A 25,537-nucleotide genomic window follows, 5' to 3' on the forward strand; every position below is an offset into this window, starting at 1 on the left:
ATGTGCAATCTCTACAACATCACGACCAGCCAGGAGGCGATCCGCCAATGGACGCGGGCGCTCCGCGACATCTCCGGCAACCTCGAGCCGTCGATCGACATCTACCCCAATCAATTTGGCCCGGTGGTGCGCAACGCCGCCGACGGCAGCCGCGAACTCGCCAATCTGCGTTGGGGCATGCCGACACCACCGGAGCGCGTGCGTGGTAACGCTGATTCCGGCACGACCAACGTCCGCAATCCGCAATATGCTCATTGGCTACCCTATCTCGGAGTCGAAAACCGCTGCGTGGTGCCGGTGACGAGCTTCGCCGAGCCCTCCCCGAAGCCCGGCGACAAGGATCCCGAAACCGGCATCCAGAAGAACTTCTGGTTCGCGCTGAGCGAAGCGCGGCCGCTGTTCTTCTTCGCCGGCCTGTGGACAGGCTGGCAAGGTGTGCGCAAGGTGAAGGAAGGTCCGGGCGACCACGAGCTCTACGGCTTCCTAACCACAAGGCCGAACGCGCTGATCGCGCCGATTCATGAGAAGGCGATGCCAGTGATCCTGACCACGCCGGAGGAAACCGAACTGTGGCTCACCGCGCCATGGTCGGAAGCAAAGAAGCTGCAGCGGCCCGCGCCTGACGACGCGCTTGTGATTGTCGAGAAGCCTGCGACGCAGATCAAGTCTCCAGCCGAGCCGCCGGCGCAGGCTTCCTTGTTCTAAGGAGAACCGCCATGGATCAGATCATCACCCTGGACAGCCGCCAGGAGGCAGCTCTGCAGAAGGTTGCCGACAGGTTCGTTTCCCTGCACGAGGGCGATACGATGAAGGCGTTGAAAGAAATGATCGTGCTGAATGGTCGGCTGCAGCATCAGATCGACGCGCTCAAACGGCGGCAAAACCAGTGAGCGACGAACCGACCCGCCCCGGCGAACTTGTGCAGCCGCGCGATCACGGACCGCTTGGACACGTTTGCGAGCACACTGGATGCGGCAAGGATGCCGGTTGGGGTTTCGCCCGACCAAGGCAGCCGTCGCGCTGGTTCTGTTTCGAGCACCGCGGCGAAGGCGAGAGATTCCTTTAGGAGCATGGCCGATGTCCCTCCATCAATTCGTGCAGGAACTGGAAAGCACCGCCGACCATATCGCAGACGCTTCGCGGGCCGACTTGCAAGTGCTGCTGCGAAGGGCTGCATTGCTGCTGAGAAACGTCGGCGGGCTCAGTCTCGATCCGCGCACCGACGAGGCACTGAGCGGGCTGGCCGCCGAGATGGGCACTGCTAAGTCGGATCTGGTGGAGACGATCGTCGGCGAGTGGCTGGTGGCCAACGCCTATCTGCCGGTGCCGCGCCAGTTGGATGAAGAGAGCACCGTGGAAGGCAACGCATGATGAGCCGGCCAAGACAGAAGCTCGATTACGCCGATCGCGAGATCGACTGCCAGGAAGCGATGGAGCCGGGCTTTCAGATCATTATCGATTGCATGCTGGAGGCCGGCTGGCAGCGCGGCGAAGTCATGCGGGCGCTGCGGCGTCTGATCGCGGCCGACAACATGACGCAGAAGACGCCAAGGTGGAAGCCGAGTTGGCAATTGCACGGGCGATGATCCGCGCTGGAAAGTCGCTCTAAAGAGGTGGGAGACTTCGCCTTATGTATGCATCCTAATATTTTAGCAGGAGCGTATATTCATCGACAGCCGGTGCCCTTAGCACAAGTCCCCTTAGCTATCCCGCCGGTTAGGCCCGGCGGCCTTTGATCCCCAAACAGACAAGACTACCGGGCCGCTCCCGCGTTTCGCCTACCCAGCCAGCGACGAAGGCGGCCGCGTAGTGATGTCGCTCAGCTTCTCGCGCTTGGCCAGAACAGGCTTCTCATAGACTTCTTCAGGTATCCCCCATTTCAGAGCTTCGCCCGATGGTCCACCGTGGATCCGCCAAAACCTTATAGCTGGCCGAGGCGATGCGCTGTAGCGCATACGCAACACTTAATATTCCTCGCGGAAGTCCTTCAGCGATGCATGGCGCAGCTTTTCCTCGCCCTTCAGGAACTTGACCCGGCCGACTAGGCCGGGCGTAAGCCATTCGGCCTTTTCCTTGGCGAGCCCCTTCGGCGGAGGCGCGCCGGTCTTGCCCTGCACGCGGTCCCATAGGGCCTGTCGCTTGTCGGCTTTGAAGGTCACGAAGGCGCCGCCCATGTAGCGGCCCTTGTCGGCCATGAGCACCATCGCCGGCTTGCCCGCCTCGCGTTTTACCCCGATGATGTCCATCTCCTTCTCGACGTAGCACTTGATCTTGCGCCAGTTCATTGTCGGGCCGCTGCGAAAGACGCTGTCCAGCCGCTTCGAGACGATGCCCTCCAGGCCGGCTTCGCAGGCCAGATGGTAGACCGCGTCGCCCGTGCCTGGCAGCGCCTCGCTGAATTGGATGTGCCCGCCGGAGGGAATGAGCGCCTCCAGCACCTCGCGGCGATCTTTCAGCGCCATGTCGCGCAGATCATGCCCGTTGAGGTGCAGGAGATCGAACGCGACCAGGTAGAGTTCCTGCGGGTATCTGGTGATGGCCGAGCGCAGGGCGTGAAAGTCCGACAGCCCGGCTTCGTTCGTCACGATCGTTTCGGCTTCGATGATGAAGCTTTCGGCGTCGAGCGCCGCGGCTTCCTCCGCGAGCGGCCGATATTTCGCCGTCCAGTCGATCCCCGTTTTGGTGTACAGGCGGATGCCGTCGACATCCTTGATCAACTGCGTACGGTAGCCGTCGAATTTGACTTCGTGGCTCCATCCGTCGCCTTTGGGCGGCTGCTCGACGAGCTCCGGCTCCATCGGACGGACGAAGGACAACCGGACCCCGCCGGCGGGCTTACGCATCGGAACCCCAACGCAAAACTCGAATTTGATTCAATATCGCACAGCCGCAAGCGTTCCGTTAGCGGTTGCTTAAAAGGCTTGAGGGGAACGTGCCGGCGCAGCCGCTGTTTTTCTGGCCAGGAGGAACAGCCATGACCGACGACAAAACGAAACGCGATTTCCGGGACCGCGACCGCGAGTCAGCAGATGAGGATTATGAGGTACGCTACTTCGCCAAGCAGCACCGCAACGCCCGACCAAGTGCGGGAGTTGATCGGCACGCACGGCAACGACCGGAAGACCTTGGAACGCGAGGCCAGGAAATTGCGCGGGTGACGAAGCTTTCGGACCTTGGGCCGCCCATCGTCGGGCGCCGACATGGGGCCGATCCACCTCGCGAACAGGATCACTTCTACCATTGCAGGAAATGCGGCCAGCCGGTCGACCGACGCGATCTCCGGCAAGTCATTTGGCATGAACAGCCGGACCATGCGCCGCTTGAACTGGACAGTTGATCTTGGATTGTTTTAGGGCGCGCGGAACAAATTTCTCGCTTCGAGGTTAGCAAGCGCTGCTCACGGGGACTCATGCGATGCTCCTTGCCCTGGACGATGCGATCTCGACGGCTGTCTTGGCCGGCAGAGGCGCAGACGCGGAAATCCGCGGGGTGATCGACCTCACCAGCAGAAGTGAAGTCCAGATCGGCGCCATCAGCTTAGGGCGCGCTGTCCAGTTCGTGGCCAATGCGTCGGTGCTTGGCTACGACGTCCGCGGTGCAATGGTCTTCTACGGGGAACCAGGAACGCCAAGCTTAAGGACAAGGGACTGCGAACATCTGTGGGCGCAATACGGTGGCGCTCTGCTCCAGCCATAGTGGACTTCGAGCCTATTTAAGAGCATCCTCCCAAGCGGGGGAAAGGGCTTGGACAAGTCTCGTCACGACAATCGGTCTGGCCAATGGCGCAAGCGCACCGGAGCGCGACGGTCGCGTGCGCTGCGTTGGGCGAGCGTGCCGCAACGGCTGATCTTCGTGACCGTCGCCGCGGGCGGCGCGCTGATCGCGCAAACAGCTATGCAGCACAGCGACAGCATCCCTGATCTCAACCTGTCGAATTTGATCGGCCCGAGGCCAGCGCCGATAACCGGCGTCGCCTCCATCATCGACGGCGACACGATCGAAGTACATGGACAGCGGATCCGCTTCAACGGCATCGATGCACCCGAGAGCAGGCAATACTGCGACGACGCCAAGGGCTTCGAATATCCCTGCGGCCGGCGCTCCGCCGAAGCGCTGGACGGGTTCCTGGCCGCCTCGAGGCCGGTGCAATGCACGTTCGTGACGTGGGATCGCTATCGCCGCTTCGTCGGCGACTGCCGGCGCGCAGACGGCACCAGCGTGGCGGCATGGATGGTCGAGCACGGCCAAGCGCTCGATTGGCCGATCTACAGCCACGGCGCCTATGCAGGGGAGCAGGCGAAGGCGGAGGCCGCCAAGGTCGGGCTGTGGGTCGGAACGTTTCAGGCGCCCTGGGAGTGGCGAGCGTCGCACGCCGACGGCGCAGCGCCGTCGAGCCAGCCACTCGGCATAGTCAGCCGCAAGCTGGTCGCGCAGAGCGGGGTCTATTCGTGCGAGCCGCGACGCTACTGCTCACAGATCAGTTCGTGCGACGAAGCCCAATGGTATCTGCACAACTGCTCGTGGGGCCGGAAGCTGGACCGGGACGGCGACGGCATGGCGTGCGAGACGCTTTGCTGATGCCTCGCCGCCCAACGAGGCCATTCGATCTAGAACTGGAACTCGATAGATTCGCGTACCGATCGCTGACCACGATTACATCAGTGCGCGCTTCTGCAGTCGCGCTCGTCTATCCTCCCAATTCTTGTGGCAGGCACAACAGGCCCTTGAAAAATATTTCAAATTCATCCTGCTGGTCCACCGGATCAAGGCCCCAAAAATTCGCGCTCGCAGCTTCATTGTCGCACCGCAAGTTTGCCCAAAACCTCATTTTTCTGCCGACGGGCGCTCCGGAGTGATCATCCGGTCAGGATGTCACGGGTGTGCTATACGGCTTTGATGGTTATTGGTTCGATGTTGCGCCGGCGTTGGCTGCCGGAAAAGAGCTTTCCATCCTATGCGTATCTCCCGGGCAGGCAACCGCATCCGGTGCGCGATCCCGCGGGACACAGCTACAATAGCGACGCCATGCTGTCGGCTGAGATCTCGCTTGATTCAGACACATTCCTCTGGGGTCTCGACCTCTTCAACTATGGCTATTACTGGGAAGCCCACGAGGCTTGGGAAGGTCTGTGGCAAGTTGCAGACCGAGGCGCTCCGCTTCGGACGCTCTTCAAGGGATTGATCCTGTTATCGGCGGCCGGCGTGAAGATCCGCGAGGGCAAGCAGGCGGCGGCGATGCGTCATGCCGGACGCGCCGCGGCGCTCCTTCGTCGGCCGATGAACACGGCCGATCATAGCTTCGAGCGTGCGCTCGGCATGTCACCCGCAGCGCTCGCCGAACACGCCGAAGCCGCGGCAAGGACCCCGGGAGCCCTGCCGCCGACAGCGCTCGGTCAGCCGCAACCCGTGTTTGAGTTCATTCTCGGACCAAGCTCCGGCGGAAGCCCGATCAGATCGCAACTAAGACAAACAGTCATCCGGAGAAGACGCCAGGAATAGACCGGCCTCGTTGGCCCCACGTCACTGGCGAACGACGCACCTGGCCGTGTTTTCATGGAGCACGGAATTTCGTCACGTTGTTTTCGGAAATACAAAGGCTCAAGCTGGCGAGGCTGCACATCGGTTCCGGCGCATAGCAGCCGAACGAACGCTGGGGCCGACACGGATCAGCATTAGCTTATGCCGATACTTATGCTGCTGAGACATTTATTGCTTTCAGCGACGGCCATCAATATGTAGCAGGACTTCGCCCGCTGTCCTTTCAAGCCACCCGGAGAGTTTCATGACAGAAGAAGCCGATCACAATCTCGACAGCCTCATCGAGCTTACCGCCGATGTCGTGTCAGCCTATGTCTCGAATAATCCAGTCCCGGTGGGCGATCTCCCTGCCCTGATCGGCCAAGTACACGCGGCTTTGAAAGGCACAACCGGAGGCATCTCCGTAGCACAGCCGGAGGCTCTCAAGCCTGCGGTCCCGATCAAGAAGTCGGTGATGGCGGACTACATCATCTGCCTTGAAGACGGGAAGAAATTCAAATCGCTAAAGCGCCATCTTTCAACGCGCTATGGGCTGACCCCGGACGAATATCGCGCCAAATGGGGCCTGGCGAAGGATTATCCGATGGTCGCGCCGAATTACGCCGCTGCACGCTCGGCATTGGCCAAGACCATGGGGCTCGGCCGCAAACTGAAAGTGCCTGAAACGCCGGCGCCGGCGAAGCGGACCCGCAAGAAGGTCGCAGCCTAACTTTATCTCTCGAGGGTCATTCTGGAGCGCGCAGCTGCTTATAGGCATGATCTGCGCAGAATAGGTAAGGCGGGGACCAATCCCCGCCTTACCTCGCATTCATTTCATTCGCTGTTGCCGGGACGCAGGCGAAAATTCAGCCAGCTTTGCTGAGGCTGCCGGCAGAGGACTTGCCAGTCCGGCGGTCCTGTTCGATCTCATAGTTGATCTTCTGGCCGTCATTCAGCGTCGAGAGGCCCGCGCGTTCGACAGCGGAAATGTGGACGAAAACATCCTGCCCGCCATTGTCGGGCTGGATAAATCCAAATCCCTTGGTGCTGTTGAACCACTTCACGGTTCCGGTCGCCATATCTGTGCATTCCTCTGTGACAACTGCGACGTGGACTTGGCCCTTAAGCCAGTCCGGTTCATTTCGAGACTGGGGAGTTAAACGCAGCAGAAGCGAAAATTGCAAGACCCCATCGATCGGCCGGGTGTGGGTCGCACATGACGAGTATGCTCTCTACCGCCTATCGCGGCGCCCCAACTGTCGGCGCAAGTACAAGGCTCCTTCACCGATCGTGCGCTGATCGGCACCGATCAGCGGTTACGCGGAGCGTGGCGTGCTCCTGTGCGCTTGGCTTGTCGCAATGGCGACAAACCGGCGCCTGACCGCTGCAAACAGCGCTGGTGGCAGCGGCCCGTAATAGCCGCTCTCCGTGTCCAGCGGCCGGATATCGGGACCCGGCCAGGCGAACCGGTTGCTTTCCGTCAAAACGATCCACGACCATCCCCGTCGAGCCGCAAGCGCAACTTGACCGCAGCCGGGATTTCGATGGCATTGGCGGGATCAGAGGGCGGTGTGTGCGTGATCGGCAGGACTCGGACAACCGGCGAGCCGTCCTCCTGCATGGCGACCAGCGCTAGCACCAGGGAGGGCCGGTCCTTGTCGCCTTCCTCGCGGCCTTCGCGATGTTGCCAATGCCAGAGATATGAATAACGAAAAACGTGGCCGACCTTGATTTCAGCCAGCAGCATTTTTTGCCGTCAGACCTTTTGCCGGAAGAAGTTCGTCGTTGAGATGGTCAAGACCCGGCTCCATTTCGGCGGCTTCAACCGCGGCGATTTCGTCCGCACTGAGCTCTGTCGTCAGCTCGACCCGCCGGTCGCGCTTGGAGAGCCGGACGAAATCCTCGTAAGCCAGCAGCACGGTGCGCGGCCGGCCGTTCTTGGTGATGATGACCGGGTCGCGAACCGCGGCATCCTGATAGGCGCCGAAGTTTTTCGAGATGGCGGCGGCGGTGACGGTAGTGGTCATCGGCAGGACTCCTTTCTTCCGTAATATACGGGCTTTCCGGGCTTTCCAGGCTTTCCACAAGTAATCGCCAGACCCGCGAAAACGGCCAGGTCGCCGGCATTCGCTGCGCCCGCTGCAACGTCACACGTAACTATAAGCCCCTCGATTTGCGGGAGGTCATCGGCAACGTCACGATCCGCGATGTTAGAGCTGTCAGCAGTGCAAGAGCCGGGAGTGGATGAGCGCCCAACTCTTGTCATCCAACTGGAGAGCAGGCGCATACCATCCGCTACAGGCATCTCGTGGAAGTCCGCTGGCAGAAACGGGTTATCTGGCGGGACGAATGAACCACAACCTGGAACGCCTTCGTCCCGCTTGGCAACTTCCTGCCGTTCTCGGCGCCGTTCAGTCACCTGATTGAAGGCTTGCCGGAGAAGGTGCAGCGGTAGGAACACGAAAGGCCCTCCGGCTACGTCGGCCGGGGGTCCATCACTTTAGGCAAGGCCCAGTGCGGTGCGGACAGCCAGCGAGTTGACTGAAGCGCCAGATGCGTACTGGGCAAAGGACTTCTCAAGTTCGGCGAAGGGGCCACGGACCGCCGCGAACTGCGCTTCGGCTTGCTTCTGAAGTGAGGCGAATTCGTCCAGAATTCCTTGGCAGGGTCCGATAGCTCGACGTCGAGCTTCCTCGAACTGACGAAACGTGGCAGAGGCGTGGTCCCTCACGGTGTCAAAACGGGCTCCGTATTTTGCAAGGTCGCCCTGCATGGCCTGCCACACCGCGCTGTATTTTCCAAAGTCTCCCTGGACGGCATCTAAGGCCCTTCGAGCTGCCGAAGCTGCTTCGTCAAGGACAGCCGAGGCCGAAGGGCTCAGGGCACCAAGATGCCATTGCGGCCCGACCGGTATCCCCACATAGTTCAGGTGGCTGGACCTCGGCGTGGCGGTCCGCGCCGCCGCTCTCTTATGTGCAGCTACAAGCGCCGCCTCACCTCGCACGCGCCATTTGCCCTGCAATCGGTGAACGAAAGCCTCTGGGCTCGCGGCCTCCCAATCTTTGCGAGCGACCATAACTCGCCTAATCGCGGTGGTCTTCCTCATGTTCGGCGTCCGGATCATGAGGTCAGCCATGTCGGCCAAGAATGGTCCGTCTTTCTTGCCTTCGCCCGGGGGACGGCCACGGCCACGTTTCTCGGTCATCGCTTTTTCCTTTCGGTAAGATGACATGGCCCAGAGGATAGGTGATTTGCGGGTTTGCGCCAGCGAGATGAAATAGCCGTCCCAACTTCTTTGCGAGGGTAAATCTCGGCCGAAAGTGTATCAGCGAGAATAATTCACGGGTCACCCATTTTTTCTCGCTCTTGCACAGTGCCCGGTGCGTCAACGTCCTGCTTCCTTGATCCCTTGCCTTCCCTTACAATCTCTTCCAGACACAGAGGAGTTCCGCCATGAGCGAAGACGCCTTCAACATGTCGATCCGCAAGTTCCTAAAGGAAGTCGGCGTCACCTCCCAGCGCAAGATCGAGGAGACGGTGCGCGAAGGGCAAATCGGCGGCGAGAAGAAGAAGAAGTTGAACGTCCGCATGACGCTGACGGCGGAAGGCACCGGCCTCAACCACGTGGTGGACGGCGAGATCGAACTTCCATAAGCCGGGCGAAACGTCCGACGCGGCCGAAAACGTCGAGACGGATTAGCAGTTGGAATGGGGTCTGGTCGGATCCACGCGGTACCGCTCACCACACTCTTGGCTATCGGCCCGACTAGAGCAGTTCGAATAAAAGCGAAAACGAGGCCCTCGGCCCGTTGCGGACTGCGCCGCTCATTCGACATCGACGTTGGCCAGCGGCCACACCGGGCCATCGCCGGTCGCCTCCTCCTCCCGGCCAAGCTCCCGCAGCACCTGACTCACCGACACAGCCAGGCAAGCCATTCGAGACGATCATGGGCGATCTGTTCAATGTACTGACTGTAGAGCTGCGGATACGCGGTCTTCAGCCAAAATCGATGCTCCGGACAAAGCGCTATTGCCGCAAAACACCTTGTCGCGCCATGCGTTCCTGATCGCCGGCTCGAAAAGATCGGGCTGAACACGAACGGTCTTCGGACCTCTCCAGGAGAAAGGCTCCAGAAGGATATCGCAGCTCCACGTCACTTCCTGATTTTGTGTCACGGTTCCCGCGCAAGCTCTTGGAGGGGCCAGCGATGTGCTCGCAACTTCATCCGGTCATCCTCACGGTGGCGCCGTTGGCTTTAAGCGCCGCCATCAGCATAGGCCCGACGGAGAACTGCCCTGCCCTCGCCTTTTCGGTCAGCACCCGCAGATAGCCGCCGGCCGAGTTGATATGCTGGGCCCTTTGCAGGATGCAGGCAATCACGATCGCGGCGACCTCCTGACCCATCACATGGCAAGCCTCCTCATAGGCTGAGGGCGACACGCCAAGGTAGCCTCGCACCTGGGCCGCGGTGATCATCAAGTCGCGCCAACTGCCAATGCCATCGACGGCGTAGTCCGCAATTTCGGGGCAGGCCTTCAACACAAGTCCGATCGGATAGCCTTTCGGCTTCTCGTCGGCTTCTCGTCTTGGTTCGACCGTCGCCCCGCTTTTCTCCAAAGCAGGTTCAAGTTCAAAAATAGAGTCGGTGTTTGAATCAGATTGCTGCCGCTCGCTTTGAGAGTCATTGCCGCTCGGATTCGTGGAATTCATATGAATTTCCAGCACCTTATCCACTTCGTCGTGCAACGCGGCCAGATCAGCTACGATCGGTTCGAGCTCGGCAGTGCAGGCTCGGCGCGGAATTGCCTCCACAATGCCGCGGAAACGCTTCCACAGGCCTCCCCAGTCACCCGGAACAGCGTCGTCGACGGCGGCCTCGATCAGCTTGTGGATGTCACGGCGGTGCAAGGTGATCCGCTCGCGCATAAGCCTGAGCGCCCTGTTGCCGGCGCGAACGCGTTCGGCGGCCGCCTCGAACTCGAAAGCACGGGCCAGAAGCGGCGCCAGGGAGAAGCCAAAGGCTTCCTCGATCTCCCCTCCCCTGCCCTTGCGGGCGTAACGCTTGCCGTTCGGGCTATCCCGACGGATGATCAACCCGCCATCAACAAGAGCCGCCAGGTGCCGCCTGAGCGTGGCATCGGGCATTCCGTGCGCCCTGAGCGACAGCTGTGCGTTTGATGGAAAGACGATGAGGTCGTTTTCTTCACTCAACTCACTGTCAGGGTAGAAAGATAGCAGCGCATTGAGCACGGCCAGAGCACGATCGCCGATGCCGACGACGCTCTTGCCTTCGCAGAGGTTGCGATAGATCTGCCACTTGTCGACGACCCTGCCCTTGGGGATCTCACGTGACTCGTTTTGCGCTGCCAGCATGGCGAGCGACATCGGCCGCCGCCCAAAGGGCGTCGTTGCAATACCCGTCTCCATTTTCTTTCACCCTCGATTAGGCAAAAGAAATCTGCTCGCCAAAACGACGCCACGACTCTTGACAGTGATTCGGGGAAATGCGATTCTCAGCTTGCTACAGACGTGAGAAGGGCTTCCGCGACGGTGACGTTCGGGGGCCTTTTTCTTTTGCGGTTCAGTCTCCCGTTTTCTTTGCCTGTTCCGATTCCCGGAAGGCCACGAAAAGTTCGTCTAGCCTATCAGCAATGAACGCGCCGAAGGTCGACGCGTCCTTCGATTTCAAGGCTAGCGTAAAGATCTTTCCCGTATCGGTGATCTTGGCGCGTACGGACTTGTCCCCTGGCGTCCAAGCTCTGTCTTGCGACTTCGCCGACGCTCGGGCACGATTCGGAACGGAACTCAGGAAGTCAAACAATCGTGTGAAGCGGATATCGCTCTGAAGCGACGAAAAGTCTGCGCTCTTCACATAGTCCGCTGCCCTGAGCCCATTTTCATGGCGCTCCATTAGCTTTGCGAGTTGCCACCAGCGATCTCGACCTATGCCCTTGGCCGCTCCGACCGCCAAAATAATTCCCTCGGGCACGTGGCTGGTAACCGAGCGCATCTTGGAAAATGTCGTATCGTCCAGCGCTAGCGCCAGCTTGACGGTCTCAGGCGAATGGCCGGCCTTGAGGATACGCTCGGCAAATAAGGTCCGTTCAATGAAGGACAGATCTGCCCTGGCAGCGTTCTCCTGCCCCTGGGCTATCACATGGTCCTTATCGTCCATGTTCTTGACGACCGCTCGAACGGGCCGGCCCAAATGCCGGGCGACCTTGAGCCTTCGGTGTCCAAAGACAGTCTGATAGCGCCCTGGCGCCGATGGATGCGGCCTGACCAGGACGGGGGAATCTTGCCCGCGCTCCCGAATTGCCGCCAGCAGCTCAAGGAACTCGTCATCAGCGTCGTCGATACGATCTGAAACGAACGAACTGTCGATCAGGGCGGGATCCAGATCGACCACGGAACTCTTGGACAGCTCCTCAAAGGATTGCATGATCGATCGCGAGGCGCCGCGAACAGCGTAGTTGGCGACGTCCCGCACCTCTGCGGCAGCAGCCCCTGCCCCCATCACGCTTCCAAATACGTCCTTGCGGGCCATTCAATCGCTCCGATTTTCCGCTAGGAGACTGATTTCGTAGAAAAAACCGCCTTCTTTTACTGCGGTAAAGTGCCCTTCAATCATGACCTGCCCCATGTGCGATGAATGAGGTCGACGATTTCCGAATTCACTGCATCAAGTGACTCAAGCGCCCGATCGTAGGTCGAGCGCGTAAACGCCGATTTCTCCACCTCATACAGGGTCTGCTTGGTCAGGCCGGCGTCCGAGATGGCAGTTGACTTGAGCATAGGGTTCTCAAGGATCTGACCGGCCAGCATGGACTGCATGAAGCCGACCATCTGCGCTTGCGGAATGTCCGTGGGCTCGTAGCGGGTGATGAGGTAACGAAACCAGTCCAACTGGATTTCCGCGCCAGCCGCCTTAATGGTCTTCAGTATGCCCCCGAGCATCAGCAGAAACTGGCTCATGGACATCAGATCAAGCATCTGCGGATGAACCGTGATCAGAACGGATGTCGCTGCCGACATCGCCGTCAGGGTTAGATAGCCAAGCTGCGGTGGGCAATCGATGACGACGATATCGTAGCGGCTGTCCACTTCTGACAGCGCCTTTGCGATTCTGGTGAAAAACTGCCGGCCTGTACTGGACGACTTGTCCTGCATCGCTAGCGGCGTGTCGTACTCGTACTCCTGGAGTTCCAGATTGGCTGGGATGATGTCCAAGCCTGGGAAGTTGGTCGGCGATATCACGTCCGAAATCGGCTTTTGATCCTCATCGTAACGGATTGCCTCGTAGAGAGAGAGGTTGCGGTCCAGTTCGGGCTGGAACCCATGAAGCGCAGAAAGCGACGCCTGCGGATCGAGGTCAATTGCCAAAACGCGATGCCCCGTCAGGGCCAGGTGTTGGGCGAGGTGGGCAGCCGTGGTGGTTTTGCCGCTGCCTCCCTTGAAATTTACGACCGCCACGATCTGGAGCTTGTCTCCAGGCTTGCGGTGCGGCACGTACTTCTTCACTTCGGTCCGGCCATGGCGGTCCAGGAAATGGCGCAGCTCGAGCATCTGCTCCGCCGTGTAAGACCGCCGGCCGGAGGAATTTTGAGCGGGCAGGGGTCCTTTGCCCTCGAGATGAAGGCGCTTCAAATTGTTCTGCGACACGCCAAGATAGTGGGCGACTTCACCCATTGAGAACGTGCGCAGAGTCTTTGTCGCGTCGGGTGGAAACTTCTCCATGCGGAGTTGATTGAGGCGTCGCGATATCTCGGCACCCTGCTCGAGAATTTTGTCATCGAACTCGAAGCTTGGTAGCCGCATGGCGATGTTCATTCTCGTGAAAATCCGAATTGGCGCTTTTTGCGATAAAACTATCTAACAAGCGCCATTAAGCTCCGATTCGGCCAAGCACAGCAAGAAGTTTTCGGTTAACAGAAGGTTAACGGTGCGACCAGCTCTGGGGCAAACATCTCGATCATCGCCGACACGGTTTCCACCCGTGCAGAACTAAGCCTATGTTTCCTCTGCCATAAGCACCAGAATTTACGGCAGTAAAACGAGTCGCGCAGCAGCGATTGAGAGCTGGCCGGACTTTGCAGCCGCTGCCGACAGGACGGGCCGAGCATCGGGGGCAGCCCAGGGCATTGCAGGAGGTTATCGAGATATGGGCACGCAGAAATGCGCCCGCATCTTGGCCCACGATGCGAACGGGCCGAACAAATCTGCAGTTGTGGCGGCCATTTGCGCGATCTCGCGTGAAAACGCGCAGGTGTGCGCAGAAGTTCTCGGTGGCCGATGATCACCGCGTTGCCGGCGCGCGGTCGATCAGATTGCTGACCGAGACAGATGGCGCAGTGTCTTGACGCCGTCGTCGGACGAGATGCCGACCAAAACCGGCGCTACAATCGAAGGGGCGGCACCGGATCCCGCGTATCAAGCGCCTCGGCGCCACAGTTTTGCGTCTCGCTCAAAACAGATACGGTTTGTCCGCCCAGGCGAGCAGAACGGCGGCGTCCTGATCGGGTAGCCGCACCCGGCCCGTGCGCAGGCCTTCGGCGATCGCGTGACCGACATTCGGATCGACCCAGTGGCCGTGGGTCATCAGAAAGAACCAGGCGAAGGGCAGACCGATTTCGCCGTCGATCACCTCGATCCGTTCCATCAGCCGGTGCACGGAGACGCCTTCGTCGGCGAGCAGCCTCTCAGTCGGGATTTTGAGGGGCCGCGGAATAAAGCCAATCTCGCGCCGGCCGCGATCATCGAGGTCGTGGATGTCGAAGGCCCAGTGCGCAAAGATGCGGTCGATGGCCGCACTCGATCGCTCCCAGTCAACAAAAAAGCGGCTTTCGCGAGGCACGAAATCGAACCAGTCGGGATTGGCGTCAAAAAACGCGGTTTCGCGCGTGCCATCTGGCCCGACCTCGCGGATGACACGGTTTTCCAGCTCGGGCCGCTGCGCCTCGCGCAGTTCGCGTTCGATGCGTGTCCGGCGCGCCAAAAAACTGCGCATGTGGACGATGCCGCCGCCGGAACGGCCACGCAGCCGGTAGACTGGCCCTGCGAGCTGTTGCGTCTCGACCGCGGGACCGCGCAAAACCCAGGTCGGCTCGAACAGATCGTCGATGGTGCGGGGGCGATAGTCGGGATCGACCACCGCGCCTGCCAGAAACTCGATCTCGCGGCCGAGCGAAATCTGCACGAAGTCGGCGACGCCGGGACCGGTCGGGGCAAAGGCGAAGGCGGTGGTGCCGCGCCATTCGGCGAATTTTTCCCCGCTCTGACGATGCCGGTCCCAGAAGGCGTTGAGGTCACCGCCGACCTCGGCCAGTTCATGCTCGACCCAGGCGCGATGATCGCCGAGGCGGGTGCCGTCGGCAGCGACAACGTCGTGAGGGTTGCACCAGTAGGGATCGTCGATGGTCGCGACGGTGAAGACGAAGCCCGGAAAGGCCTTGTTCAGGGCAGGGGCGAGTTCGACGTCGGCCGACTGCGGCTCTAAACCCGCGAGCACGGTTTCGACGGAAGCGGTGTCAGGTAGGCGGACGGGTTTTTCCTCGGTCATTCTCGGGTTCCGGCCGGGTGGTAGATCCGTGCTTTTTTCGTCAAGCGAACCCCGGGCGTCGTCGTCGACGATGTTGGACCCGATTCTGGCTCATTTGGGTCACGAGAACAACGCTGACGTCGCCGACCGCCGATGGGTGCGGAAGAGGGCGGCAACTTGTGCGACATGCCTGAGACGACTATCTAGCACGAATTATGAGCAAGCATCTCGGTTCAGTCCTGACGACGGTGAACGCGCCCTACAGCGATCAATTGGACGACGCGGCGCTTGCGCATTGCCTTGCTGATATCGATCTGGCCAAGCAGCATCCCGGTCATGTCAGCGCCTTTCTCGGCGATGTCCCTCTCGCCCAGCAAGTCGAGTTCGCAACCGCGCACCACATCGCGGTCGACGACCTGAAGGCTTTTGCCGCCCACTTCTCTGCCTGGTCCGGCGAGAGCTATCCGCTCACCGCGTAATGACTGGACTTGATAGCCGATCCGTCCGAATGGCGGCGGCTTTTGGTATCACTACCGACCTGATCGACCAGCTTCGCGAGAATGCCGGGGCGCGATGACTTTGAACGGTCATTTGGCGGCGGAACGGCAATGATGATCCAGATCGGCCATCGCAAAAGCCGTGACATCGATATCTTCCTTTGCTCGAATTCCACCTGCACTTCGAAACAATGCCATCCGACTATCTGAGTGACGGGCTTCGGTTTCAGAAGTTCGCCTTCGAGGGAAAGACCCTGACCGCCTCACCCGATCAACCGGGGGAGGGGAGGGCTTTTCACAGCCCGGGCGCCTTGGTGAGTTGACCCGGAAGCGGTCACGCCGCCGCTGATACCTACGGGTCATCTCGGCGCTGGTATGGCCGAGTTGCTTCTGCACATAGCCTTCATCGACTTCGGCCGAGGGGGCGAGGCCAGCACGCCCATGTCTGGAAAAAATTCAATCCAGCCGCGACCGACGTCGGTTTGATCACGCGCAACACCAGGCCGAGATCCCGAGGGCTGGGCCGTGATGTAAAGGCCGACGATTTGTGGGTCTGGCGGCTGCGGATCAGACGACGTAACGCCGGCAGCAGGAGCAAAACTCCTTCCAGTCAGCGGCATAGGCGCATCGGGTGTTTGCCGAACTTGCTGCCTCGACATAGTCGCGCGCACGGTCGGCTCAATCCGCGTGCGTGTTAGGGAGCACCTCGAATTGGTTCGGTGCCGAGCTTGAAAGCTGCCCAGAACTGCCATATATTTTGCACAAGAAACATGACTCTCAATATGGTAGGATGAATTCTGTGGCTCATGCACTGAAGATCCCCGAGCAGAATGGACCTCTCATCTTGTCCTATATGGACCGGAACGGGAAGATTGCGATCGAGCAGGTCGCGGACGGTTTTGGCATGTCCAAGGGCCAGTTGGCCCAGACCGCCGGTCTTGCTCGCGAGACCCTTTATCGCTCGGAGCGTAGCGCTACGGTTAAGACACAGGGGCGTCTGCGGGAAATGCTTGAGATCATCAGCCGCGTGACGGATTGGGCGGGGGGCAAGGAGCAGGCGATGGCCTGGTATCGAGCTCAGCCGCTTCCAGCATTTGGCGGACGCACTGCTGAAGCGCTGGTGAAGGATGGCAAGGCAGCTGCGGTCCGTGATTATCTCGATCACATGGCCGTTGGTGGTTTTGCGTGAAATTTGTCGGAACCTGCTACCGGGCGCACGATCCACGTTGGGCATTCAAGCCGACTTCCGGCGAAGGGGCGGCGATCAGAGGTGCGCGATTTAATCCCAAAGGCGTGCCGGCGCTCTATTTGGCGCTGACCATCATGACAGCGGTCAAGGAAGCCAACCAGGGGTTCGCGCACCGGATCGATCCGTGCGTGCTGTGTTCCTATGAGCTCGACTGCGATGACATCGTGGATCTGACAACGGACGAGGCGAGGGGAGAATTTTCTATCACGCTCGAGGAGATGGCCTGCGCCTGGGGGACGGCGCTCAGCGACGGAGAGCGCCCAGCGTCCTGGTCCATCTACGACCGCTTGCGACGTCGAAATATTGCCGGCATCGTGGTCCCAAGTTTCGCGCCGAGCGCCGAGATGGAGGATCGCAACCTGGTCCTTTGGGACTGGGGTCCGGATCTGCCGCACAAGGTAACTGTATTCGACCCGAGCGGTCGGTTGCCGAAGGACCAGCTATCGTGGCGATAACGCACTCTCGGCATCCGAAGGGCCAGGGGAGGGGTCTTTCGCCTTACAGGCCTGATGCTTTGGTGAGATTGACCCGGAAGCGATCGCGTCTGCGCTGATAGCGGCGAGTCATTTCAGCCGAGGCATGGCCGAGCTGCTTTTGCACATAGCGCTCATCGACTTCGGCCGAGGAGGCGAGGCCAGCGCGCAGCGAATGTCCGGCAAAGAGCTTCCCACGTTCGTCTTCCGGCAGATCGCCACGCACGCCGGCCGCCAGTGCGGTCCGCTTGACCAGGCGGGCGACCTCCTGATCGTTGAGCCGCTCGGCGCCGACTTTTTTGCCTTGGCCTGTCACCCTTCGGAACAGCGGTCCGTGCGCGATGCGCGCGAGCTTGAGCCAGGTCTCCAGCGTCACGACCGGGCAGGTGGCGTCGGACGAGCCGCGGCCGACTTCGACCTCGCGCCAGCCGGTCTTGCCACGCAGGCGGACCAGCAAACCCTTGTCGAGAACCTCAACCCAGCCGCGGCCATCTTCGGTCTGGTCGCGGCCGCAATCCAGGCCGACGACCTCGGAGCGGCGCAGCCCGCCGGCAAAGCCTAGCAGCAGCATGGCGCGGTCCCGCAAGCCGCGCAGGGTTCCGCGGTCGAGCGTTTCCAACATGGCGATCAGATCCTCGGGCAACACCGCTTCCTTCTGCCGGGGTGGGGAGGCGTGGGTGTTGCGAATGCCGGCCATGACGGTCGCAATATGACGGTCCTTCCTGTCGAGCGGCTGGCCGCGCTGCGCATAATTCCACGTCAGCGAGGACAGCCGGCGCTCGATCGTCGACACGGAATTGGGCTTCTTGTCGCCGGTCGCCTTTCCCGAGGCGCAGGCGGTGATGTAGAGCCCGACCACCTGTGGATCGGGCGGAGACATCTCGACGCCTTGCCGACGGCACCAGCTCGCAAATTGTTTCCAGTCCGAGGCGTAGGCGCGGCGGGTGTTGGCGGAGCTCGCGGCTTCGACATAGTCGCGGGCGCGATCGGCCAGCGCATCGAGATGGGGCGTCAAGCGCGGGTTCAATACGACCGGAAGGGGAGGGGAGGGCGCCAGGGGTTCCGCCGGCGGCTCTTCCGGCGTCTTCCCCATCGCCAGCACGACGTCGATAATGTCGGGCAGGTCGTCCTCAGCCTGTGCCTCGAGATCGGCCGACGTTGGCGCGGTCGAAACATTGTCGGCCAGCCCTATGCTGTGGGGCGCTCCGGAGGGTCGCTGGGCGTGAATTTTGGGCTTCTGCTCGCGGAAAACGGCCATTTCTCCTATAGAGAGCAAAACGAACGATAATGCAACATTATCATTCATTTAATGTGCGCGACAGGCGCGGCGGTTATATGCAAATTGGGTTGCTAAAAGCGCCGCCAGGATTCATCCTATCGCGGATGATTCTTCGACCCAAACTGTCCCTGCGCTACCACGGTACGCTGACTGGTGAAGCCAGCGTCGCTGCATCGAAAGCCGCCGTGCCTGCTTGGTTGCGTCGGGCGGTTCCCGATGCGCAAAGCCTTGCTGGAAAAAATGTTGAGGAGGTGGCGCTCATCGCAGGCGCCACCATCAGCGCACTCGATGCGGTGGTTCGGCGGCAGGAGCGGTGGGCCGGCGCCTGGCGGCAGCGGCTGGCACTTTCGGCGGCCGCGTTAACGGCAAAGCAGGCGGGCCGCGTCGAAGATGAGGCAGCATTGCGCGATGCGGTGCTGCTCACGCGGCCGGGCGATTTTTTGTCCGTCGGTCCCGCCGGATCGATGCTGCTTGCCTGGCGCCGGCTGGCTGGCACGCCTGCCGAGAAACTGCTGACCGAGGCGAGCATCGGCGCGGTGCTGGATGACCTTGGTCTCCGCCGCGACGACGACGCAGTCGGCGAACTGGCAGATGATCTTCGACAGCTTTCCGCGAGCATCGGAATGGTCGGCATGCTGACCGGCGCGTTCACGGCCGCCGAAAGGTATGGCTTCGCACGAGCCTTCGGATGTTGGCTCGCGGACGCCCTGCTGGCGCAACGGCTGGGTTGGACGCAGGCCGTGCCGCTGTTGGGCGCCGAAGCGGCCTTGGGAACAAGCGGTCGCTCGCGTCGATCGGCAGCCGGATCGGTGGCGACAGGCACTGAGACAGATCCTGAGCGTGCGAAAGATCTGCTTGCCGCGCAGGCGCGCGCTGCGTTGCGTGCGATTGATCTGTCCGCTGAGCTCGAGCGCCGTGCGGATCGGCTGCTTGCGGTTGCGCCGAAACTCAGGGCCAAGGCGGCGGACGTCGTCGTGGGAAGGCTGCTCTCTGACGACGCGATCGTCGCTTCGGAACAAATCGCCGGCATGAGCGATCGCGGCCTGCGCCGCCTGTTCGACCGTCTGCTCGAACTCGGCGCCGTGCGCGAGCTGTCCGGCCGCACCACGTTCCGTATTTACGGGCTCTGAGCGCGATGGTGGAAGCGGCGCGCGGACGAGGAAAGGATAGGCCAGATGACCGTCGATCAGCTGACCAGCTGTTTGACCGGGAGTTGGATCATCTGCCGCCGGAAGCGCGATGGCGCGAATGGATGCATCGGGTGGAGGCGACCATCTTCGCAGCCAGTGAACCGGTCGGTCGCGAGGCGCTGGCGCGCGTCGTCGGCAAAAGCTGCAGCGTCGATCTTCTGATCGACGATATTCGCGAGGAGCTGCGGGGTCGACCCTATGACCTGGTTTCGGTCGCTGGCGGCTGGAAACATTTGACCCGGCCGGCCTATGCCGACGCCATCCGCAGTGCAGTCGGCGGTAACGAGCGCGCTGCAGACCTCACGCAGTCAGAGGTGCTCGTGCTGATGTGCATCGGCTATTTCCAGCCGATCACACGTGGAGAATTGTCGTCGTTTTTCGGCAAGGAGATCAGTCGCGATTTTATTGGTCATCTGCGCGGTGCCGGCCTGATCGCTTCCGGTCCGCGCAGCCCGACGCCGGGCGCGCCCTACACCTACGTCACGACAAAAGAATTCCTGCTGGAGTTCGGCCTCGACACGCTGCGAGACCTGCCGGATTTCGAGGCGCTTGAGGATGCAGGCCTGCTGTCAAAAGAGAAGTTGCTGGCGGGCGACATTGTCCCCGACTTTTCCGCCAGCCGTCGAAACGCCGACGTCGAGATCGAGGATTAAGAGCTCGCTGCCGCGCAGCAGTCCCTTGGCAATTGCTCACGTCAACGGCTTCTCAATAGGAGGCTGCTCAGGCAGGCAGAGGTTATGAGAATTTGCCGTGTTCGTTGCCCGAAATTCGTAAGCATGTCTCGGACAAGGAGCGGTTCATTCGAAACGCTCGTCTCGGCCGCGGTCGCGCTGTGTCTCCCAGCGCTGCTCCTCGGATCGCCTGGCTCCCCGATTGCATCGCACATGAATATGTGGCCTCCGGCGCGCTTGTCCCGATTATGACACGCTATCCTCAAATGATTTGGCCGGACCGAGAAGGAAGAAAATTTGCGTCGCCAAGGATGAGATCGGGAAAGGTGCGCTCCGGCTTTCGGAGCCTCAATGATGGTCAGAAGATCAGTTACAAGTTGGTGCTGGACAAACGTTCCGGAAAGCCTCAGCCAGCGAGCTCAGGGTGATCTGATACGGACTGACCGGCTACGCGGCGTCAAGGTTTACGCCTTCCACATCGTTGAGCGGAGAAGAGCCCGCATGTGCGCTGGCAGGTCGAGTTCACCGCACGCCTCGATCTCTAATAGGTATCGGGCCTTGGCCAAGCGATCGTTTTTCCTGGCCGCCGGGTAGCCGCAGACAGCCATGAGAGCCCTTTCCTCTGCGCGGCAGGCACTTGCTGCACAGATCAGAAAAAAGCCGCTGGTCCCCGTTTGCTACTTACAAATCTCCGGCGCCACGGTCATGAGTAAGCTTTCCAACCGTCGGCTTGCTTCCGGGTCACCTTGCGGACTTGGGCAAAGGATGGTGCAGTCGCCCGCACCGGGTAGGCGCTCAATATCGACCCACGCGCCCGCGGGCGGCGGGAATATGACGAAACCGCCCATAGGGTGACACCGAACAATGTGAGCTTCGGTCGACCACCCCAACGTTCTCCTGTACATCTCGACCGTATGCGGCTTGACGTCGAGTTTGTTGTTCTTCCCGTGATGCTTTGGGCTTGCCAGGCATGCATCGCCAACCATCAGCAACTTTCCATTCGGTGTCGTGATCCTGATCAGATAATCAGGTGAGCAGCGAAGCTCCAATCCAAGAAAGGGACGCTCAGCGTCGAGTTCCTGATTACGTGCCGCCCACTCGAGTGCAGGGATATCGCGTTCGTGCGCCGGCGGAAGTTTCTCGTAGTCGACGAACACAGGTTCCGCCTCGTAATCCAGTTCAAGAACAACATCATTTCGTTTCAGGCGCCAAGAGCTGGACTTGGCCAGATCAGTCGCATTCGTCGAATGGGCGCCAGAGAAGCCCAAACGTCGCAATTCCTTCACCAGCCAAACTGCTCCCCAGAGCTCCCACAAACTATTTAGAAACACAGGTGGATAGTGCGACTTCGCAGATTCAATCTCGGAAAGCGCCTCGGAATAAAGGGGAGCAAAGGCGCGAAGAAGTTGCCGAAGACGAAAGTCTCGCTGAAACAACGGACTAGGGTACATAAAAGTCGTCAGTTCCAAGTCGTTGCCGAGACGCGCCAGAATGCTCTTAAAATCCCCCAATCGTTGCTCAATTGAGGTGAACTGCCTGATCTCTTCGTCGATCTTCTCCTGTCGTTTTTCTGGGTTCCTGCGGCCACCTCTCAACCGAAGCGACTTCAGCTTGCTTGCAACGGCATCAGCCGAATCCCGCATCTGACTCCATCTGCGCATCGCCCAATGCGAGACGATTGCATTCTCCGCCAGCGGAACGCCACGTCTTGACTGGGGTCCCAGCTCGGTAAACGGATCACGGCGTATCGAGTGCGCCGCACGCAACTCCTCGTCAACCAGACGAATGAGTTCGGAGTGGATCGTCATGCCGCCGCTGTTGCTGCGGCGACCCCATGATCGCTCGGGGCGCTCGGCAATCACATCCCAGGCCGCCGCAAACCCAAGCTCGACTTCGATATCTTCGACCATCGCTATTACATCGCGGTAGTTTAGCAGCGCCGTTGGAATGACGTAGCAACGCAACGTACAGCTTTTCGGAGTCTGCAGCGGAAGACTGATGTCGCCCAGACGACGCTGTCTTGCCAATTCACTTTCGAAGCTCCATCGCTGCCACTGGGTGCCGTCTTCGGCCGGCTCGGCAAGAGGGACTAGCTTCGTGTGGACGTCCTTCGCTCGCGCGACAATGCCGCGGGTCAAGATGTCGATATAGGGGGAGTCGTCGCGGACGAGATACCAGGTGTTCGGCTCCCATCGATGCTCAACACCGACACCATCCGCTCCCATCACGCGGATAACTTCAATGGTGGACCTGTCTACTGCCAAGGCGAAATGAATCCGAGACGCGCTTGCTGACGCGCCAGTTTCAGACGCCGACGTGTTCTGGGGAGTTCATCGACCCCATCAACGACCTTCTCTAGCGCGTCCAATGCTGGTTGCAGTTGATCGAACGCTCCCGACAACTTTACCAGGATACGGCTCGCGATTACACGGTCCACCAATTCATCCCGGTCCAACAATCCTTTGCCCTGAAGGTCCAGTCTGTGGTGCAGATTGAGCAGCGCTTTGATGTCCGAGAGCACCCGGCGAGAGGGAAGCAGGTCGTGTCGGAGTTCATGATCATGAACCGCTAGGTGCAGCGCTTGCAACACTGCATCGACCCGTGCGTCGGTGTTTGCGCCACCGACTGATATGGCCGGCAGGCCTGGAAGGGGAGGAATTGACGCCAGGTTAGAGAGCCCGGCTGGCCCCTCCATATCCCACGAGACTTGCTTGAGCTCAAGAAGGAAGCACCGGTCCAGGACCTTTGGTGAGGGTGGACGCGACGAGTCATCGATGTTCAACGTGCCAAAAACGCGGCACGGAGCAATCGTCGTGTCTTGCGTGATCACGCCGTTTCCGCCGTCCAATGCGTGAAAGAGCCGAGACAGATAGTACTCCGGCCGTGTGAGGTTGAACTCATCAAAGAGGATCAGATGCGACAGCGTTCTTTCTTTGAGGAGGTGGCTCAAGAGGCCCGTTTCGCCGAAGAGAACGCTGTCGTTTTCCCAATGCGCCTGCACGGCGACTTCGTGAAAAGTCTCGCCAATTTTCTTGCCAAGCATGCGCGCAATAAGCCGGACAAGTGTCGACTTTCCACACCCCGGAGGCCCCGCAAGGAGCACGAATGGCCGCACAGCGAGCGCAAGCAGAGCCACGACAACGTCGTCGAAGTGCAGATGGGGTTCTGCGGATTTGACAGTATCCTTGAGTGATGCGAGGGCTTGCGAAAACTCGGAGTCTGTAACGCGTTCCCCCCAATCGAAGCGGTCTTCCTCATCGGGCGTAGCTTGCGTTGAGGGTGGTAAGCCGGGCACTACAGCCGGTTCACTCGGCGCGAACGATCCGGATTTGTCTTTTTTCTCTTTGCTGTTCTTCCCGATATCGCCATTGTCAGGCACGAGGTTTCGCGTGAGGCTCTGCCCGTTCGCGACCTCGGCCGCCTTGGCCTGAGAAACCCGTTGCTGAGGGCTGCGATCAAGAGCATCTGGGCGCTCTGTCTCCCGAGCGTCTTTCTTGTCCGCAGTCGTGCCGGGCACGCGACCGTCAACGTTTACCCCTTCGCGCACAACACGCTCAAGTTCTTGGGCTGACGTCCAACCGCGGTTCGCAGTCACCGCAACGATTTTGGACATGCCCAAGTCCAGAATAATGTCATTCGCACCGTCTACGGCCAATGCCTCCGAGTCCAACAGTTCATCAAACGGATCTAGAGCTGGTTCCTGACGCTTGCGGAGCATATTGGCATCGATCCAGAGATGACCCGTTTCGTCGACTTGGTTCGAACGGATTGTTGCGCGCTCGCGAACCGGATCCCATTCGAGCTCCATCTTGCCAGGCGACTCACGTACCTTCATCGCGCGAAACTGACGTCCCTGCCGAGCGGACATACCCGCCGCGGGTCCTGGCACCAGCCGTGTTTTTGGCTGCGATCCTTTTGCAAGTGCGGGTAGATCTTCAATCTGACGCTTTCCGCCGTCGTCGACAAACGGATCGTTTGGATCAAGCACGATAATTTGTTGTTCGCGGTCTGCGGACTGCTTCATCCCCAGCAACAGCGGATAGGGAAGTGTCGATTCGAGCGGAGCGGTAAAAACGTCCCTGCCCTGCTCGTTCGGCTCGCGAAGGCGCGGCGGATCGTAGTTGTGCAGAATGTGGGCGAGCCCACCGACCGCTGCAGCAATTGCGAAAGAGCTCCCAACCCGAAGGACCTCTGGCTGATCGCCATCAGGAAAGAGCGTCTCCATCATCGCATCCTGGAAGCCAGGGAGCAGACTTGTTCCGCCAGCCAACAAAATTGTGTCGATCAAACGATGGGCATCACTTGGACCGGTCACGCCACGCTGTTCGAAAAGCTCCTTGCTCTTGCGCTTCGCGTCCGCCGAGGACGTCTGGTTGTCGTAAAGCCGCTCACAAAGTCGTTCGAAGAGAGGGCGCAGGCCGCTCCAAAGTTCGCCAGACACAGGCACAAGCGTCTGTCGATCGATCGTGAGCTGCTTTTCCGACAATGGCACTTTGAAGGTAATCGCCGTTTCACCCAAGCTTGATCGAACTTTCGCGTCTTCGATTGCGCGCAACGCCGCATCGGTGACGTCGACACCAAGGAGCTCGCAAAGGCGCTGATCGACCCAACGGCCCGCGTGACCGACGCTGTCGCCTCGAAGGGCACGAAGCCGCAGGTCACGCTGTGCCCCCTTTGAATCGGGGCTGACAATACTTTGATCGCGCCGGCTGAGAACCAAAGTCATATTGGTGGTCGCAGCGCCCACATCCACCACCAGAAGGACGTTGTTTCGTCCAGCTTCGAGTTCCATGGTTCGCTTTAGGAGGCGGAAATACTCAGCAACCATTTCCGGCTCTGGTACAACAGCTATCCCGGGGATGGCGGCCTCCACGGCACGCTTATAGCGAGTTCGCGTTTTTTCGTCTGCGATCGACGGCATCAAGGCGTATTTTCGACGGGATTGATATTCCGGCGGTAGTTTTTCCAATATTTTTCTAAGGTATTCCCGAAACACCTCGTCCCGCTCCAAGTCTCGATAGGGGGTGCGTGGATCCTTTCGATCGTATATGATCTGCCGCACCGCCTTGCTGCCGTGCAACATCCAATCCTTTATGTCATCCAGTTGGTAAACCCAGGGGGC

25 protein-coding genes and 3 pseudogenes are annotated in these 25,537 nt (G+C 60.2%); 15 read left to right on the top strand and 13 right to left on the bottom strand.

The window, feature by feature from the left end; all coding sequences use genetic code 11:
• From FJ977_RS33880 to FJ977_RS33895, 4 genes are all read left to right on the top strand, one after another.
• On the top strand, window positions 1-705 hold the full coding sequence (locus FJ977_RS33880) for an SOS response-associated peptidase (RefSeq protein WP_140776884.1): 705 nt from the start codon (window positions 1-3) through the stop codon (window positions 703-705).
• Between the two features lie 11 nt (window positions 706-716).
• The gene (locus FJ977_RS36060) at window positions 717-890 is read left to right on the top strand and encodes a hypothetical protein (RefSeq protein WP_181180159.1); all 174 of its coding nucleotides are present in this window, start codon (window positions 717-719) and stop codon (window positions 888-890) included.
• A 187-nt stretch (window positions 891-1,077) separates the two neighbouring features.
• Window positions 1,078-1,371 (top strand): hypothetical protein, encoded by a 294-nt coding sequence (locus FJ977_RS33890; protein WP_140776888.1) that lies wholly within the window; start codon window positions 1,078-1,080, stop codon window positions 1,369-1,371.
• Window positions 1,371-1,586: a hypothetical protein gene (locus FJ977_RS33895; RefSeq protein WP_246683406.1), complete on the top strand. Its 216-nt coding sequence runs from the start codon at window positions 1,371-1,373 to the stop codon at window positions 1,584-1,586. Before FJ977_RS33890 ends, FJ977_RS33895 begins: the two co-directional genes overlap by 1 nt.
• Window positions 1,587-1,964: 378 nt before the next feature.
• On the opposite strand, the gene FJ977_RS33900 is transcribed toward FJ977_RS33895, so the two are convergent.
• A complete protein-coding gene (locus tag FJ977_RS33900) occupies window positions 1,965-2,843 on the bottom strand; it encodes an ATP-dependent DNA ligase (RefSeq protein WP_140776890.1) in 879 nt (292 codons plus the stop codon).
• Window positions 2,844-2,974: 131 nt separating this feature from the next.
• On the opposite strand from FJ977_RS33900, the gene FJ977_RS36830 reads away from it, so the two are divergent.
• From FJ977_RS36830 to FJ977_RS33930, 4 genes are all read left to right on the top strand, one after another.
• Entirely contained in the window at window positions 2,975-3,337 is a 363-nt protein-coding gene (locus tag FJ977_RS36830; protein ID WP_348643257.1) for a hypothetical protein, read from the top strand.
• Window positions 3,338-3,744: 407 nt separating this feature from the next.
• Window positions 3,745-4,578 (top strand): thermonuclease family protein, encoded by an 834-nt coding sequence (locus tag FJ977_RS33920; RefSeq protein ID WP_246683407.1) that lies wholly within the window; start codon window positions 3,745-3,747, stop codon window positions 4,576-4,578.
• Between the two features lie 234 nt (window positions 4,579-4,812).
• The gene (locus tag FJ977_RS33925; RefSeq protein ID WP_246683408.1) at window positions 4,813-5,499 is read left to right on the top strand and encodes a DUF309 domain-containing protein; all 687 of its coding nucleotides are present in this window, start codon (window positions 4,813-4,815) and stop codon (window positions 5,497-5,499) included.
• A 283-nt stretch (window positions 5,500-5,782) separates the two neighbouring features.
• Entirely contained in the window at window positions 5,783-6,247 is a 465-nt protein-coding gene (locus FJ977_RS33930) for a MucR family transcriptional regulator (RefSeq protein ID WP_140776896.1), read from the top strand.
• A 136-nt stretch (window positions 6,248-6,383) separates the two neighbouring features.
• On the opposite strand, the gene FJ977_RS33935 is transcribed toward FJ977_RS33930, so the two are convergent.
• The 4 genes and pseudogenes from FJ977_RS33935 to FJ977_RS33950 all read right to left on the bottom strand — a co-directional run bounded on the left by FJ977_RS33935 (window position 6,384) and on the right by FJ977_RS33950 (window position 8,722).
• Window positions 6,384-6,596, bottom strand: coding sequence for a cold-shock protein (locus tag FJ977_RS33935; protein ID WP_006339568.1), 213 nt, complete (start codon window positions 6,594-6,596; stop codon window positions 6,384-6,386).
• A 237-nt stretch (window positions 6,597-6,833) separates the two neighbouring features.
• A pseudogene (locus FJ977_RS33940) lies at window positions 6,834-7,264 on the bottom strand (plasmid maintenance toxin (PemK-like)).
• Window positions 7,251-7,544: a type II toxin-antitoxin system Phd/YefM family antitoxin gene (locus FJ977_RS33945; protein WP_140776898.1), complete on the bottom strand. Its 294-nt coding sequence runs from the start codon at window positions 7,542-7,544 to the stop codon at window positions 7,251-7,253. The pseudogene FJ977_RS33940 and the gene FJ977_RS33945 overlap by 14 nt, the downstream one beginning before the upstream one ends.
• 473 nt (window positions 7,545-8,017) lie before the next feature.
• Entirely contained in the window at window positions 8,018-8,722 is a 705-nt protein-coding gene (locus FJ977_RS33950) for a hypothetical protein (RefSeq protein WP_140776900.1), read from the bottom strand.
• A 248-nt stretch (window positions 8,723-8,970) separates the two neighbouring features.
• On the opposite strand from FJ977_RS33950, the gene FJ977_RS33955 reads away from it, so the two are divergent.
• Complete coding sequence (locus FJ977_RS33955; protein ID WP_125002587.1) at window positions 8,971-9,171, top strand: DUF6494 family protein; 201 nt, start codon at window positions 8,971-8,973, stop codon at window positions 9,169-9,171.
• A 568-nt stretch (window positions 9,172-9,739) separates the two neighbouring features.
• On the opposite strand, the gene repC is transcribed toward FJ977_RS33955, so the two are convergent.
• From repC to FJ977_RS33980, 4 genes are all read right to left on the bottom strand, one after another.
• Window positions 9,740-10,945 (bottom strand): plasmid replication protein RepC, encoded by a 1,206-nt coding sequence (gene repC / locus FJ977_RS33965; protein WP_140776902.1) that lies wholly within the window; start codon window positions 10,943-10,945, stop codon window positions 9,740-9,742.
• A gap of 154 nt (window positions 10,946-11,099) precedes the next feature.
• The gene (gene repB, locus FJ977_RS33970) at window positions 11,100-12,065 is read right to left on the bottom strand and encodes a plasmid partitioning protein RepB (protein WP_140776904.1); all 966 of its coding nucleotides are present in this window, start codon (window positions 12,063-12,065) and stop codon (window positions 11,100-11,102) included.
• Window positions 12,066-12,145: 80 nt separating this feature from the next.
• A complete protein-coding gene (gene repA, locus FJ977_RS33975) occupies window positions 12,146-13,348 on the bottom strand; it encodes a plasmid partitioning protein RepA (protein WP_140776906.1) in 1,203 nt (400 codons plus the stop codon).
• Window positions 13,349-13,982: 634 nt separating this feature from the next.
• Complete coding sequence (locus FJ977_RS33980; RefSeq protein WP_140776908.1) at window positions 13,983-15,077, bottom strand: hypothetical protein; 1,095 nt, start codon at window positions 15,075-15,077, stop codon at window positions 13,983-13,985.
• Window positions 15,078-15,271: 194 nt separating this feature from the next.
• Between FJ977_RS33980 and FJ977_RS33985 the strand changes: the two genes are divergently transcribed.
• Entirely contained in the window at window positions 15,272-15,535 is a 264-nt protein-coding gene (locus FJ977_RS33985; protein ID WP_140776910.1) for a hypothetical protein, read from the top strand.
• Between the two features lie 336 nt (window positions 15,536-15,871).
• On the opposite strand, the pseudogene FJ977_RS36520 reads toward FJ977_RS33985, so the two are convergent.
• Window positions 15,872-16,231: pseudogene (locus FJ977_RS36520) on the bottom strand (hypothetical protein); the annotation flags it as partial.
• Between the two features lie 175 nt (window positions 16,232-16,406).
• Between FJ977_RS36520 and FJ977_RS34000 the strand changes: the two are divergent.
• Window positions 16,407-16,742, top strand: coding sequence for an MbcA/ParS/Xre antitoxin family protein (locus FJ977_RS34000; protein WP_179296568.1), 336 nt, complete (start codon window positions 16,407-16,409; stop codon window positions 16,740-16,742).
• The gene (locus FJ977_RS34005; RefSeq protein WP_140776914.1) at window positions 16,739-17,257 is read left to right on the top strand and encodes an RES family NAD+ phosphorylase; all 519 of its coding nucleotides are present in this window, start codon (window positions 16,739-16,741) and stop codon (window positions 17,255-17,257) included. Before FJ977_RS34000 ends, FJ977_RS34005 begins: the two co-directional genes overlap by 4 nt.
• A 43-nt stretch (window positions 17,258-17,300) precedes the next feature.
• Here the strand turns inward: FJ977_RS34005 and FJ977_RS34010 are convergent, their stop codons facing one another.
• Complete coding sequence (locus FJ977_RS34010) at window positions 17,301-18,533, bottom strand: site-specific integrase (protein ID WP_140776916.1); 1,233 nt, start codon at window positions 18,531-18,533, stop codon at window positions 17,301-17,303.
• Window positions 18,534-18,658: 125 nt separating this feature from the next.
• Between FJ977_RS34010 and FJ977_RS34015 the strand changes: the two genes are divergently transcribed.
• The 3 genes and pseudogenes from FJ977_RS34015 to FJ977_RS36525 form a co-directional block, all read left to right on the top strand.
• Window positions 18,659-19,684, top strand: coding sequence for a DUF1403 family protein (locus tag FJ977_RS34015; protein WP_140776955.1), 1,026 nt, complete (start codon window positions 18,659-18,661; stop codon window positions 19,682-19,684).
• 5 nt (window positions 19,685-19,689) lie between these two features.
• Window positions 19,690-20,397, top strand: a complete 708-nt coding sequence (locus FJ977_RS34020; protein WP_140776918.1) for an SMC-Scp complex subunit ScpB — start codon at window positions 19,690-19,692, stop codon at window positions 20,395-20,397.
• A gap of 203 nt (window positions 20,398-20,600) precedes the next feature.
• Window positions 20,601-20,678: pseudogene (locus FJ977_RS36525) on the top strand (LysR family transcriptional regulator); the annotation flags it as partial.
• 414 nt (window positions 20,679-21,092) lie between these two features.
• On the opposite strand, the gene FJ977_RS34030 reads toward FJ977_RS36525, so the two are convergent.
• Window positions 21,093-22,679: a hypothetical protein gene (locus FJ977_RS34030; protein WP_140776922.1), complete on the bottom strand. Its 1,587-nt coding sequence runs from the start codon at window positions 22,677-22,679 to the stop codon at window positions 21,093-21,095.
• Window positions 22,670-25,495, bottom strand: a complete 2,826-nt coding sequence (locus FJ977_RS34035) for an AAA family ATPase (protein WP_181180161.1) — start codon at window positions 25,493-25,495, stop codon at window positions 22,670-22,672. The genes FJ977_RS34030 and FJ977_RS34035 overlap by 10 nt, the downstream gene beginning before the upstream one ends.
• Between the last annotated feature and the right edge of the window lie 42 nt (window positions 25,496-25,537).

Source organism: Mesorhizobium sp. B2-1-3A (assembly GCF_006442655.1).
Classification (GTDB): Bacteria; Pseudomonadota; Alphaproteobacteria; order Rhizobiales; family Rhizobiaceae; genus Mesorhizobium.